This window comes from Asticcacaulis currens, assembly GCF_028550395.1.
GTDB classification, from domain to species: domain Bacteria; phylum Pseudomonadota; class Alphaproteobacteria; order Caulobacterales; family Caulobacteraceae; genus Asticcacaulis; species Asticcacaulis currens.
In genome coordinates this window covers 249,844-264,074 of record NZ_JAQQKW010000001.1, presented here as the reverse complement: position 1 = coordinate 264,074, position 14,231 = coordinate 249,844, and the positions used below count along the sequence as shown (strand labels likewise).

Below are 14,231 nucleotides of genomic sequence, written 5' to 3'. Positions count from 1 at the left end.
CGACATGGAGGGGATCGCATTACAAATATTTCAGTAGCGACGCATTGGCGCAGCCTTCTAAGATGCGCTGATCGGGGGCGTTCCTATGCTGACAAGACGACACTTTCAAACTCTCGCTGCGGCCGCGTACGGTGTCACCGCCTCGGGCCTGGCCTCTGCGGCTGATACGCCTTTCGATGGGATCTGGACCGGTCTCTTAAACGCCGGCGCGGTTCGCCTGACCCTGAGGCTTGAGATTCGTGGGCAGACGGTGACGCTCATTAGCGTCGATCAGGGAAATGCCAGAATTCCGGCAACCAGCGTCGATATTGAGGACGAGCACATCAAGCTCTCTTTCAAAAGCATCAAGGCGAGCTTTTCAGGCGCGCTCACGAGCGAGCGTCATATCGACGGCACATTCACGCAAGGTGCACCTTTGCCTTTGCGTTTTACCAAAGGTGACAAGGCTGAAGCCCTGCCACCACCCGTGGTCGCTCCGCTCACGCGGGAGGTTTTGAACGATAAACGCCTCGCCGCCTACACGCCGGGCATGGTGGCGGCATGGGCGTCGGGGTTTGCATCTGATGTTTTAGCTGACGGCGCTCGCTCAAGTGGTGATGAAATCAGCGTTCAGCCGCAGGATCAGTGGCACTGGGGATCGATCACGAAATCGATGACCGCTACGCTCTGTGGTCGCCTTATCGACAAAGGGGTGCTCTCGTGGTCGACAACCGTGGGCGACGTCCTCGGAAAGCCTGGCGGGCGGGTGTCAGAGCCCTTTCGTCAGGCAAGCCTACTTCATCTGCTAAGTCACAGAGCAGGCCTTCAGGCAAACCTCGATCTGATGAACTTCGTGTTCTTTACGCGCGATGCTCTGACAGATCCCCGCGAAGAGCGCCTTAAATGGGCGCTTACAGCCCTGAAACAAAAACCGGTCAGTCCGCTCGGCGCTCAGCATCTCTACTCAAATAATGGCTACATCATCGCTGGTGCGATGCTTGAGGTCCTGACAAATAAGCCCTGGGAGGCGCTGATTGAGGCGGAGGTCTTTACGCCTCTTGGTCTTAAAAGCGCGGGATTTGGGGCCCCAGGTCACTTCCGCCAAAGCGATCAGCCCTTAGGTCACCTGGTGCAAGGACACAATAGAAAGCCTGTTGAGGCGGGACCTGGGGTATCGAACGACAATCCCGTGGCGCTTGGTCCAGCCGGACGCGTACACATGTCTGCACCTGATATGTTGCTCTATCTTCAAGCCCACCTCAATCAGCCGTCAGGCTTTCTCAAGGCTGAAACCTGGGATACGCTTCATAAGGCGCATTTTGGTGATAGCTATGCCCTGGGCTGGGTTATCCGCGATGATGGCACCCTATGGCACAACGGCTCAAATATGATGTGGTATGGCGAAGTCCTGATTGATCAAAGGAATAAGACCGTCGCATGCGTCTGCGCCAACGATGCTGCCCCCGACACGCAACTTGCGGTCTCAGGCCTCCTTGCCTCTGCCAATGCCGCAGCCGTTAGTTCGAAGGGGGATGGCTGAGCGTATCGGCCATCCGTGCTTCGAAGTCTCTAAGGGGCGGCGGGAACAACCATCCCCCAACAAAAGAAGGGATCGAAGGCCTTTTAATCGCGCTTAGTAGGGCCTCGTCTTCTGCCACTGCGCCGCCGTTCGGATGATGGTCTCTGCATCTGAGTATTTCGGTGACCAGTCAAACGTCGAGCGGATCTTGCTGACATCGGCGACGAGGATTTCCGGATCCCCATCGCGGCGTGGCCCGACACTGTGGGGCACGGGCATGCCCATAATGGCTTCGGCAGCTTTTATCACTTCCAGGACCGTAAGCCCTTCACCCGTTCCGACATTAAAGGCATCGCTTTTGCCGCCAGCCAGAAGATAGCGGATGGCTTCGACGTGGGCATTGGCGAGATCAACCACGTGAATATAGTCGCGGATGGGGGTGCCGTCCTTCGTGGCATAGTCATCACCAAACACCGTCAGCGCCTTGCCGGTGCCGAGCGCGGCCTGACAAATCAGGGGAATGAGGTGGGTTTCGCAGCGGTGGCTTTCACCCACCTCGCCTTCGAGGTCAGCGCCAGCCGCATTGAAGTAGCGTAACACCACATAGTTGAGATCGTGGGCCTGGGAGAGCCAGTGGAGAGCACCTTCAAAGGCGAGCTTGCTGTCGCCGTAAGGATTGATCGGCGCTTTAGGATGATCTTCCGCAATCAGTCGCGTCTGCGGCACGCCGTAGGTGGCGGCGGTCGAAGAGAAGACCAGGGCCTTGACGCCGCCCTCAACGAGGTGGGACGCAAAGGCGGTCGCAGCGGCAACGTTATTATCATAGTACTTAGCCGGGTCCTTTGTGCTCTCGCCAACCAGGGAGAAAGCGGCAAAATGGATGGCGGCCTTGATGTCATAATCAGAAATGGCCTTCAAAACCGCTTCCCGATCACGGATATCGACTTCAATCAAAGGGCCCCATTTGACTGCTTCTTTGTGACCGGTCGAAAGATTATCGATCGTGACCGGTAAGAAGCCATTGGCGGCGAGAATTTTGCAGGTTTGCGACCCGATATAGCCGGCGCCACCGGCAACGAGGACTGCAGTGCTCATTCAAAAACCTCAAAAGAATAGTGTCTGAAAAATATAGGCGAAGACGCTAGTTCAGGGCTGAATGCCCAGCAACTCAATTTTGAATACAAGTACGCTATTAGGCGGAATGGGGCCAGCACCCGTTTCGCCGTAGCCGAGTTGGGCGGGGACGTAGAGCTCCCAGGTTTCACCCGTCTTCATCTGCGGAACCGCAATCTTCCAGGCCTCGACGAGACCATCAAGAGGCATGGCGGCCGGAACGCCGCGGTCGTAGCTTGAGTCAAAGACCGTACCATCAACGAGGCGGCCCTCGTAATGGATCTTGACCGTATCCCTCAGCGAAGGCTTTGGTGCGTTAGGATCCTTTGCCGGCGTAATCACCTTATAGAGAAGACCCTTTGGCAACTTCTGGACACCCGGTTCCTTTGCCTTTTCAGCCAGAAAGGCTTCGCCCGCCTTGATATTGGCTTCACTTGCCGCTTCGGCGGCGGGATCGGTGCGATTACAGGCGCTAAGAGGCAGAGCCGTTGCGGCGAGCAATAGAAGACAGACCGGTCTTATCCAATTAAAAGTCATTGATTTTCCTCTATTCCATTCTAAGCGCATAGCCAGTGCCGCGTAGCCCCTCGGCAATCTCGTGGGCATGGCGCGCATCCTGGGTTTCGACCAGGATATCAAATTCAGCACCTTTTGCCGGAACGTCCAGGACCAGGCGATTGTGGGCGACATCTACGATATTACCGCCTTTACGCGAGATAACGTCCGCCATCAACGACAACATGCCGGGGCGGTCATCACCCAGAATGCGATAGGTCACAAGACGCTTCTCACGGACAAGCTCGCGCTGCAGGACCGAGGCCAGAAGACGCATGTCGATATTGCCGCCACACAGTACAAGGCCAACCTTTTGCCCTTCAAACTTTTCAGGGTAGCGCATGACAGCCGCAAGGCCTGCCGCACCGGCCCCCTCGGCGACCGTCTTCTCGACGTTGACAAAGGCGGCAATCGCCCGCTCAAAATCGGCCTCATCGATAACGAGCACGTCGTCTACCAAAGGGTTTGCCACCGAAAAGCTTAAGTCCCCGACCTCGCGAACGGCGATGCCTTCGGCTATGGTCGAGCCCCCGGTCGGCATGTTGAGCCCACGTCGGCGGGCCGCGAAAGAGGGGTACATGGACGCCTCTACACCGATAATCTTTATCCAGGGTTTGAGCGCCTTGGCCGCCGTCGCCATACCGGCGATCAGGCCGCCACCACCAATCGGTATGACGAGGACGTCAAGGTCTGGCACAGCGTCTAGCATTTCAAGCGCCAGTGTCCCTTGCCCTGCCATCACATCATAGTCGTTAAATGGATGGACATAGACGCCACCGGTCTGGCGACAAAGACCCTGGGCGTGAGTTGACGCCTCATCATAGGTCGTCCCTTCAATGACGACGCGCGCACCGTAAGACTGCGTCTTTTGGACTTTCACAAAGGGCGTGCCGTGAGGCATGACAATGGTTGCGGGTATTGAAAGTCGCTGGGCGTGGTAGGCTACGCCCTGGGCATGGTTGCCCGCAGATGCGGCAAAGACGCCGCGGGCGCGCTCCTCATCCGTCAGGGCTGAGAGCTTATTGAGCGCGCCGCGCTCCTTGAAGGCAGAGGTGTACTGTTGGTTTTCGTACTTAATCCAGAGCTTGGTGCGCGTCATCGCGCTCAGCTTTTGGGAGAAGGCGAGAGGGGTCTCAGCTATATGCCCCTTCAGTCGCTCCGCGGCCGCCCGGATCGCTTCAAGATCTACGCTCATCTTGGTTCACACACACGAATGTCAGTTGTCTTCCCTTAACAGAGACAACCCGACCAACCCAAGCCTAAAAAGACACATCAGAAAGCCCAAATCAAGAAAGTAACAAATGAAATCAAAAAGGAAAATTTTAAGGGGTAATTCAACAGAAACTGCCATTTTTACGAAATTTCACAATCAATCTGATATCAATTCGTCGAAAATGGGCCTATATCGCTGAAATCGAAGTATGCGAGTGTCGAAAATGACGAAATCTGGCGACGACTTCTACTCCCCCGCATCCCATGGCTTTGTTCGGATCGCCTGCGCGACCCCGAATGTCCATATCGCTAACCCTCAGATGAACCTCAGCGCGCATGTGGATCTGGCGGCAAAGGCCAATGGAGCCGGCGTAGACGTCCTCGTCTTTCCTGAGCTCAGTCTGACCGGCTATACGCTCGACGACCTGTTCTTACAAAAGACGCTTCAGGACGCGGCATCAGAGGCGCTTCTTGGGCTGATGAGGGCGTCCGAAGACTGGCGGTGTCTGATTGTGTGCGGCCTGCCGCTGGAGCTTGGCGGATCACTTTATAACTGTGCTGCGGTTGTCCATCGGGGCAAACTGATGGGCCTCGTCCCAAAGACTTTCCTGCCCAACTACCGTGAGTTTTATGAGAAGCGCTGGTTTGCGAGCGGGCATGGACTGGATACCCTGATCGATTTTAAAGGCCAGACTGTGCGCGTCTCTACCCACCAGCTGTTTCAGGCCGGGGCGTTGAATGCCTTCACGCTTGGCGTGGAGATCTGTGAGGATATGTGGGCGGCCGCCACCCCCGCCACACCCCTTGCACTCTCCGGGGCTACGATCATCGTCAATCTTTCAGCCTCACCAGTGACCGTCGGAAAATCGAGAGTGCGAAAACGCATCTGTGAAGCCACGTCTGAGCGGCTGATGTGTGCCTATGCGTTCACGGCCTCTGGTCCGGGTGAATCGACCACGGACCTCGCGTGGGATGGGCAGTCTCTCATTTACGAACTCGGCCAGCTCATTAGCGAAGGTGAGCGTTTTTCAAGCCAGACCCTGACCATAGCGGATATTGACGTTGACCGCATCAGGCAGGAGCGGCTTCGCACCGCAACCTTTGCCGATGCGCGCCGGTTTAACCCGCACCAGGCTTTAGGCGTGCAGGTCTTTGAGGAAGCGCCACACGGCCTTAGCGATTTCTATCGCTCGGTCGAACGCTTTCCTTACGTGCCAAATGAGCGCGAGCGTCTTGATGAAGACTGCTTTGAAGCTTTCAATATTCAGGTCCACGGCCTCATGCGACGCATTGAGAGCACAAAGTCTCAGAGCGTCGTGATCGGTGTTTCAGGCGGCCTTGATTCTACCCATGCCTTGATTGTTGCCTGCAAAGCCTTTGATCGCCTGGGCCGGCCCCGGTCAGAGATCCGCGGATATACGATGCCGGGCTTTGGCACGACCTCAGGGTCGAAATCAGACGCGCATAAGCTCATGCGGGCCCTGGGCGTCACGGCGGAGGAAATTGATATCCGCCCCGCATCAAAACGCATGCTCATGGATATAGGTCACCCCTACGGCCAGGGGGAACGCGTTTATGATGTCGTCTTTGAGAATGTGCAGGCCGGCTTGCGGACCGATTTCCTGTTCCGGCTTGCAGGACAGCATAAGGGCTTTGTGGTCGGTACCGGAGATCTCTCCGAGCTCGCGCTTGGCTGGTGCACCTATGGCGTCGGCGACCATATGAGCCACTACAACGTCAATTGCGGCGCGCCCAAGACCCTGATCCAGCATCTCATCCGCTGGGCGGCGCGCACGGAGTTTGACGCCAAAGCGGGCCGCGTTCTGCGCTCGGTCCTTGAGCGGGAGATTTCTCCGGAACTCGTGCCCGTTGAGAACGGGCAGGCCCAGCGCACCGAAGACAAGGTGGGGCCTTACGCCTTGCAGGATTTCACACTCTACTACCTCACCCGCTTCGGGCTTAAGCCTTCTAAAATCGCCTTCCTCCAGTATCACGCCTGGAAGGACGTGGCCTCAGGCCATTGGCCCCCAGACTATCCCGAAGCCGAGCGGCGATTTTATGATCTGGCAGAGATTCGTAAGTGGATGGAGGTTTTCCTCTTCCGCTTTTTCACGATTTCTCAGTTTAAGCGCTCTGCCGTTCCCAATGGCCCTAAGCTGATTTCCGGCGGCGCTTTAAGCCCCCGCGGTGACTGGCGAGCGCCCTCTGACGGTGAAGCGAGCCTCTGGCTTGAGGAGCTGAGAGCGGGCGTCCCGGTCCAGTAATCTCATCCTAGTTTCACTCACTAACAGCCCTGGAAACCGGGCGTAGATGCGGACATCGGTTCCTCTGTGGCCCGGTTCTTGTGGCCTCGTCTCTGTGGTGTGAGTGTTCGATGGATAGGTCAGCTTTTGAGTTTTGCCATGTAAGCTCGCCATCCGCCGAGCGCGGTTATCTCTTCAGCGTCCTTTGTCGCGCGCGGCTCGGCGACAAAGCCTTTTACCTGTTCGCCGCTGGCTAGCATAACCGTGCCTATGGCCAAAGGCGGCGGGACTTCGGCAACGAAGCTTCCGAAGGCGGCGGCATCGAGCTCATAGACTTCAACCTCAATGGCGGCGCCTTCCTCATCATGGATCAGGGCCGGCTTGGGTGGAACGCTGTTTGCCATGGCAAAGAGTTTGTAAGTCTTAGCCGTCGTTGTTTTTTCAACAAATTTAGCGTTACGCGAAGTCAGTTGCCAGTGTAGCGGCATGCCCTCAAGATGGGCGCCCACGACGCTGAGTTTTATCGTGTCCATGCGAAATTCCTGAGTGAGATCGAGTTCGGGTACGGGGTAGGTGGTGTGTCCCCTCCACTGGGAGGCGAGCGTCAAAAGGGCACGATCAGTGCCGGCCGGGCCCATGAAGGTGATGCCAAAGCCCGTTGCGTTTGGGCGAAAGCCCGCGGGAACGGCGATGGCCGCCATGTCGAGCAGATTGACGAAATTTGTGTAGAGCCCAAGATTGGCATTCAACGCAAAAGGCTGGGCCAGCATCTCACGCACGCGGTAAATGGTTGGCGTTGTCGGCAGCATGAGGGCATCAATCTGGTCCCACATCTGATCGGCATAGCGCTTGAAGCCTGCCAGCTGATAAATACCGTCAAACGTCTCAACGGCGCTGACGGTCAGGCCGCCCTCGACGATGCTGCGCACGGTAGGATCGATGGAACCCGGAGACGATTTGAGAAACGCCTTGATCGCGGCGGTGCGTTCGGCCACCCAGGGACCGGAATAAAGCAGAGCCGCCGCCGCGCTCAGGGGGGCAAGGTCGATCTCAATAAGGTCGAAACCCATCTGTTTAAGCCGCTCAAGCGCCTTTGCGTAGAGGTACTCTGAGTGGATGTCCCCGCACCAGTTCAGCTGTGCGGCCACGCCGATACGCTGCATCGGGTGCTCAATCTGGGCCAGGTCACGCGAAAAATCATCGCCCGGATCGTAGCCGGAAACGACGTTGTCGATGAGCGCGGCATCTTCCGGAGCCTCGGTAAAGACGCTGATGCAGTCAAGTGTGCGGCAGGCTGGCACGAGGCCAGTCGTGCTCCAGCGACCTTTTGTGGGTTTAAAGCCGGTCAGGTGGTTAAACGCGGCCGGGACCCGGCCGGATCCGGCCGTGTCCGTTCCAAAAGCAAACGCTACCAGTCCGGCAGCGGTTGCCACCGCTGACCCTGAACTTGACCCCCCGCTGATATACGCCCGGTTAAATACGCATCTTGGGGCGCCATAAGGGCTTCGGCTGCCATTGAGGCCAGTGGCGAACTGATCGAGGTTGGTCTTTCCGACCAAGATGGCGCCAGCGTCCAAAGCTCTTTGCACAAGGCGCGCGTTTTGAGACGGCCAATAGGCATAGTCAGGACAGCCCGCAGTCGTCTCAAAGCCTAAAGCGTCGATATTGTCTTTCACCGCAAACGGCACGCCTGCAAGCGGCAAATGCTTTCCGGCCGCGACGCGTGCGTCGATTTCACGGGCCTTCTGACGAAGCGTATCCCCCTCAGCTCGACTGATCCAGGCCTGTGGCTGAAGGGTGTCGTAGGCTGAAAGACGCTCTATCACCCCCTCAATAACCGCCAACGCCGTCGTCTGCCCGCTACGCACAGCCTGCGCAATATGGCTGGCACTTAATCGTTCAAGGGCTGCTCCCATCAGACCGCCTCCAGGGCCAGTAGTGGCGCGCCGGGGCCGATCGCCTTGCCCTGATCGACATAGACCGCGCGCACAATGCCCTTATGGGGCGCACCGATCCCGCATTCGGTTTTCATGGCCTCGATCACCGCGATGATCGTGCCCTTCTCAACCATGTCACCCGGTTTGACGTTTAATTTCCAGATCGAACCGCCAAAGGGAGCCTCAATCAATTCGCTGCCAATAGGGGCAATGACGGCTTCAGTTTCCTCGTCTTTCGAGGTGTCGGCCGTCAGGGCGGCGACGCGGTCAAATTCGCCTCGTGCCTGCCACTCTTCGCGCTCAGCCTGGAAGGCGGCCTCCCGCTTCCTTTGAAACGCGCCGATGCTATCCGCATTGTCACTAAGAAAGGCACGATAGTCCTTCAGCCGGAAGACACTGTCCTCCACCTTGATGGCGCGGCGCCCCAGCGGGAAGTCGCGCCGCCACTCGGTGAGTTCCTCGTGGCTGACCGGGAAGAAGCGGATCTGGTCGAAAAAGCGCAAAAGCCACGGCTTGCCGTCAACGAAAGCGTCTGTCTGGCGGTAGGTATTCCACACCTGGATTGTGCGGCCAAACAACTGGTATCCGCCAGGGCCTTCCATGCCGTAGATGCACATGTAAGCGCCGCCTATGCCCACCACGTTGGGCGGCGTCCAGGTGCGCGCGGGGTTATACTTGGTCGTCACAAGGCGATGTCGCGGGTCAAGAGGTGTGGCAACGGGGGCACCAAGGTACACATCGCCCAGTCCCATCACGAGGTAATGGGCATCAAACACGGTGCGCCTGACATCATCGGTATGCTCAAGGCCGTTCACCCGGCGAATGAACTCGATATTGTCCGGACACCACGGGGCGTCGTCACGAACCGAGGCGATGTACTTATCGATCGTCTGATAAATGGCGGGGTCAGCGTAGGATAGAGGCAGGTGGACGATGCGCGATGGGATTTCGAAATCATCGAGCGTGCCCAGCCGGTCCTCGGCCGATTGCAGCGCGTCGAGCAGTATCGACTGGGACAGAATGCGGCTGTCGAAATGGACCTGGATCGAGCGGATGCCTGGGGTTACATCAATAATGCCAGGAAGTTTCAGGGCCTCGATTTCCATGAGGAGGGCGTGCACGCGCAAACGCAGTTCGATGTCGAGGACGATAGGGCCATATTCCACCAAAAGGTGACGATCGCCCTGACGACGATAAACAACGGCCGGACGCTCACCCTTCGAGGCGATTGTGCGCAAAACAGGTGATTCGCACGCCCTGTAGTCCGGGAGGGGGGCGGGCGTTTCAAGCGAAGAGACAAGCAAATCCTGCGCGGCTTCTGCCGCCACCGCGAAGGCATCGTCGACGGGCACAAAACGCACGCTGTCGCCGGGCGCTAATTGCCCGACCTTCCACAGATCGGCATGAATGACGACAAAAGGACACACAAATCCGCCAAGGGAGGGGCCATCAAGGCCGAGAATGATCGGCATGTCCCCGGTAAAGTCGACGGCCCCAATGGCATAGGCATTGTCGTGGATGTTTGACGGGTGCAAGCCCGCCTCTCCGCCATCCTTGCGTGCCCATTCAGGCTTCGGTCCGGACAGCCGGATGCCGGTACGATTGGAGTTATAGTGCACCTTCCATTGGGTTGAGGTAATCATCTCAATGTCGGAAGGCTTGAAGAAATCCGGTGCGCCATGCGGGCCATAAAGGACATGAAGATCCCATTCGCGGGTGAGTTGGGGGCGAAGGCCCTCCGCCAGCGCGCCTTCGTTTGCATCACCTGCGGTCTTCAGGTGCAAGGTGTCACCGGTTGTCACACCGCGCCCGGCATGACCGCCGAACTCGCCCAGCACAAAGGCTGAGCGGCTACCGAGATAGGTCGGGACGTCAAAGCCACCGCTGACGAGGAGGTAGCCTCGAAGGCCTGCCCCTGTAACGCGCCCGATCTTTAGCGTCTGTCCCGCGGCAACGGCAAATGGGGCGTAAAAGGCCACAGGCTCGCCGTCCAGCGTTGCTTCAAATGCTGCACCCGTCAGGCAGAGTGTCGTTGCTGCATTGAAAGTCAGAGTGGGCCCGGCGGCCGTGAATTCGAGCCCTGCGGCATCCTGGCTATTACCCAAAAGGCGATTGCCGAGGCGAAACGCCAGCGAGTCCATCGGCCCGGATGGTGGCACACCGACGTCCCAGTAGCCCTGCCGGCCCGGATAGTCCTGAACCGTGGTCGCCGGGCCCCCAGACAGGACCTTGATCGTATTTGGCCTGTAGCTGATCTTGTCGAGCGCGCGGGTTGAGACCTTGCCGCTGACGAAGGCCTCAGACCGCACGACCGTGCGTAACCAGTCGAGATTGGTTTCGATGCCCGCCAGAACCGTTCGGTCAAGGGCGTCTGACAGGGCACTCGCAGCCGTCTCGCGATCAGGAGCGGTGACGATCAGCTTTGCCAGCATGGGATCGTAATAGGCGCTGACATCGCTGCCCGATACGACCCAGCTATCGACGCGTGGCCCTTGCGGGAATTTCACGTCTATAAGTCTGCCCGACGAGGGCCTATACCCCTCAACGGGATCCTCGGCGTAGAGGCGCACCTGTATCGATGCACCCTCAGAGGGCGGGGTGGCGTTGAGGAAGCTGAAGTCATTAGCGGCGCCACGGATCATCCATTCAACAAGATCAACGCCGGTCACCTGTTCGGTGACCCCGTGTTCGACCTGAAGGCGGGTATTGACCTCAAGGAAAAAGAACTCGTCGCGATCTGCGTCATAAAGGAACTCTACCGTTCCTGCCGACCGGTAGCGGGCAGCGGACATCAGACGGATGGCAGCGTCAATCAACGCCTGACGCGTGGCGGCGGAAAGACCGGGTGCCGGGGTTTCTTCCACGACCTTCTGGTTGCGACGTTGTAAAGAGCAATCGCGTTCGCCAAGCGCGATAACATGGCCCTGTCCGTCGCCGAAGACCTGCACTTCAATGTGACGGGCGACGGCGACATAGCGTTCGAGGAATACGCCGCCATCTCCGAAATTCCCTGCGCCGAGGCGGGCAACGGTGGCAAAGCCCTCCCGTACCTCAGATTCACGCGTGCAGACCTTCATGCCGATGCCGCCGCCGCCAGCGGTGGCCTTGAGGATGACGGGATATCCGATAGTGGTGGCTGCGGTGACAGCAGCCTCCTCATCTGTCAGAAGGTCCGTGCCTGGCGCCAGGGGAACATTCAGAGCCTGCGCCATGTCGCGCGCGGTATGCTTTAAGCCAAAAGAGCGGATGTTATCGGTTGTAGGGCCAATAAAAACGATACCTTCCGCTTCGCAGCGTTCGGCAAAGGCGGTGTTTTCTGACAGAAATCCATAGCCCGGATGGATCGCCTGTGCGCCAGTGTCGTGCGCCGCCTTGAGGATGGCGTCGATATTAAGATAGCTGTCGCGCGCAGGTGCCGGCCCGATATGTATCGCCTCGTCAGCTTCAGCGACGTGCAAGGATCCGGCGTCGGCGTCACTGAATACCGCTACGGAGCCGATACCCATGCGTTTGAGCGTGCGTATGATACGGCACGCGATTGCCCCACGGTTGGCAATCAGTACCTTAGTGAACAAAGGCCCGGTGTTAAGTGGCTTAGACATTTTGGGTAATGACCATACGAATGGGGGTGGGGTTAAAGCCGTTGCAGGGATTATTGATCTGCGGGCAATTGGAGACGACGACTTCGACGTCCATGAGCGCTTCCAGGTCCACAGTCAGACCGGCAGCGGAAATCCCATCCACGATCCCCAAAGTCCCGTCGGCTTCAACGGGCACATTCATGAAGAAGTTGATGTTTGACACCATGTCACGTTTGCCGCGCCCGGCGGTGGCGTTGACAGTCAGGAAGTTATCAACGCACGAATGCTGGGACTTGGTGTGATGCCCGTAACGCAGCGTATTGGACTCGCATGAGCACGCACCGCCGATTGTGTCATGATAGGCGACCGAAGTGGCAATAATGCGCATCATCGGATTGCCTTCGTTGGATAAAAGCAACGCGCCCTCGCGCAGGAACAGATTGCCCTGCGCGGCAATGGTATCTTGTGCGCTATAACGTTCGGCGTCATCAAGCGCAGAGTAGATGAGGAAGTCGACCGCCTGATTGCCTTCCAGGTCGATGATACGCAGACGCTGTCCCGCCTTCACCTTATGTATCCAGGGGGCGAGGGCATCGATGATTTCGTCATAAAGGATGGTCTCGGACATGCTGGTCACCGTGCGTAATAGTCTTCAGTGTTGAGAAACGCGCGTAGAGCCTCAGGCGTAGAGGTTCGGATCACATCATCTTCAGGTGTGATCTCGCCTTTCCACGCGGTCACGCGCACGGGCGTCACGTGGTAGCCGTCGCGGGGGTCGAGGACATGAGGGGTGTTGGCGAAGACCACAATAAGGTCCATCTCGGCGCGCAGGATCACTTGCCGACCTGCTGTAAAGGGGCCTATTTGTGGCGTGGTCGCGCCATCTTCCTCAACCTTCACGCCTTTAAACCAGTTGAGGCATGGATGGACGTCCTTGCGCGAGAGGCCAAACTTGGCGACGCCCAGCATGAAACGGTCACGGGCATTGGGGTAGGGGCTGTGGTTAAATCCCTGGCCGTACTTTCGGGCGTTAGAGGCCTGATTGGAGGCCCCGCAAAAGGCGTCATGAGTGCCGGCCGTGTCTGTTATTACCGAGAGCATAACGCGTCCCAGATCGGACAGAAGGACCTTGCCTTCGCCGATATAGGCGTTCCACTGTACCTTTAGTGTATCGGCGATGTTGAGGCGCTCAGTGGGCATCTCGGCGTTGAAAGCGAGCATCGACACGCACCCATCTGCGTCCATATCAATGAGACGCAGCCGCGTGCCGCGCGAGAGCCGTTTGGCGCTATAGCCGCCGCTGGCGAGGGTTTCCTCCCACACAACGCGGGCGCCCTCAGGCACATCCTCTGCAGTAGCGGGTAGGGTCGGCATGGCCGCGACACGCGTGCCAGCCTGGGCACGCGCGTGCTCACGCGCCCCTTTCGGATCGGCGGTAGTCATCGAGTATCCTTGATAATCAGATAGCGAAAGTGGTCGTGGCCTATCCAGCCCCGGCCACCGATGGTGAAGTGGGTGGCGCGATGTCCGGTGCCAGGTGATCATGAAGAGGCGGAAGCAGCGCCGCCGTCGTTACCAGCTTGACCTGTACCATCCCGCGGATGCGTCGAAAGGCGTCACACAGATCGTCAAGCTGTGAGGGCGGCCCCTGAACGAGAAGGACTTCAAGAGACTGATCGTTCTCAAGAAAAACGTGCTGCGAAGAAATGACTTCCTTTAGGTAATCACGCTGTTTCTGAGCCACGCGGTGACGAACCATGCCGGAGTCAGAGGCGTAGACAAGCGTTACGGTCCCGGCCACGACATCGTCCGGGCGCATGCGTTCAGCGTGTTCAGCAACGGCACCGCGGATCAGTTCCGTCATGGCGCTGGAGCGGGACGGCAGGCCGCGATCAGCCACCATTTTGTCGAAAGAATCGAGCAGGGAACCAGGCAGGCTCATGCTGAGCCGGGCCAGATGATCGGTCTCGGTTTCAGACATGGCCGACTACCCTATACGTTATTACGAAATTTGTAAATCGTAATATTCCATAACGACAGACTTTGAAAGAAAATAACAATTACAATCCGTTACAATCTCGTGTTTGGACTG

General features: G+C 58.0%; 10 protein-coding genes. 2 read left to right on the top strand and 8 right to left on the bottom strand.

The window, feature by feature from the left end; all coding sequences use genetic code 11:
• Positions 1-85: 85 nt before the first annotated feature.
• Positions 86-1,519 carry a serine hydrolase domain-containing protein gene (locus PQU94_RS01070; protein WP_272739649.1) on the top strand — a complete coding sequence of 478 codons (1,434 nt, stop codon included), beginning with the start codon at positions 86-88 and terminating at the stop codon, positions 1,517-1,519.
• A 93-nt stretch (positions 1,520-1,612) separates the two neighbouring features.
• Here PQU94_RS01070 and galE read toward each other — a convergent pair whose 3' ends face one another.
• The 3 genes from galE to PQU94_RS01055 are packed head-to-tail and all read right to left on the bottom strand — an operon-like array spanning position 1,613 to position 4,361.
• Positions 1,613-2,593, bottom strand: coding sequence for a UDP-glucose 4-epimerase GalE (gene galE, locus PQU94_RS01065; protein WP_272739648.1), 981 nt, complete (start codon positions 2,591-2,593; stop codon positions 1,613-1,615).
• Positions 2,594-2,644: 51 nt separating this feature from the next.
• Positions 2,645-3,148 carry a BamJ family beta-barrel-assembly machinery protein gene (gene bamJ, locus PQU94_RS01060; protein WP_272739647.1) on the bottom strand — a complete coding sequence of 168 codons (504 nt, stop codon included), beginning with the start codon at positions 3,146-3,148 and terminating at the stop codon, positions 2,645-2,647.
• 10 nt (positions 3,149-3,158) lie between these two features.
• Positions 3,159-4,361: a threonine ammonia-lyase gene (locus tag PQU94_RS01055; protein WP_272739646.1), complete on the bottom strand. Its 1,203-nt coding sequence runs from the start codon at positions 4,359-4,361 to the stop codon at positions 3,159-3,161.
• Between the two features lie 241 nt (positions 4,362-4,602).
• Here PQU94_RS01055 and PQU94_RS01050 point away from each other — a divergent pair, with 241 nt between their 5' ends.
• Entirely contained in the window at positions 4,603-6,642 is a 2,040-nt protein-coding gene (locus PQU94_RS01050; protein WP_272739645.1) for an NAD(+) synthase, read from the top strand.
• 119 nt (positions 6,643-6,761) lie between these two features.
• Here the strand turns inward: PQU94_RS01050 and atzF are convergent, their stop codons facing one another.
• From atzF to PQU94_RS01025, 5 genes are read right to left on the bottom strand one after another with little or no spacing between them, the layout of a single operon-like run.
• Positions 6,762-8,537, bottom strand: a complete 1,776-nt coding sequence (atzF, locus tag PQU94_RS01045; protein WP_272739644.1) for an allophanate hydrolase — start codon at positions 8,535-8,537, stop codon at positions 6,762-6,764.
• A complete protein-coding gene (gene uca, locus PQU94_RS01040; RefSeq protein ID WP_272739643.1) occupies positions 8,537-12,160 on the bottom strand; it encodes an urea carboxylase in 3,624 nt (1,207 codons plus the stop codon). Before uca ends, atzF begins: the two co-directional genes overlap by 1 nt.
• A complete protein-coding gene (locus PQU94_RS01035) occupies positions 12,153-12,767 on the bottom strand; it encodes an urea amidolyase associated protein UAAP2 (RefSeq protein ID WP_272739642.1) in 615 nt (204 codons plus the stop codon). Before PQU94_RS01035 ends, uca begins: the two co-directional genes overlap by 8 nt.
• A 5-nt stretch (positions 12,768-12,772) precedes the next feature.
• Positions 12,773-13,582 carry an urea amidolyase associated protein UAAP1 gene (locus PQU94_RS01030; RefSeq protein ID WP_272739641.1) on the bottom strand — a complete coding sequence of 270 codons (810 nt, stop codon included), beginning with the start codon at positions 13,580-13,582 and terminating at the stop codon, positions 12,773-12,775.
• A 40-nt stretch (positions 13,583-13,622) separates the two neighbouring features.
• Complete coding sequence (locus PQU94_RS01025) at positions 13,623-14,120, bottom strand: CopG family ribbon-helix-helix protein (RefSeq protein ID WP_272739640.1); 498 nt, start codon at positions 14,118-14,120, stop codon at positions 13,623-13,625.
• Positions 14,121-14,231: the final 111 nt, after the last annotated feature.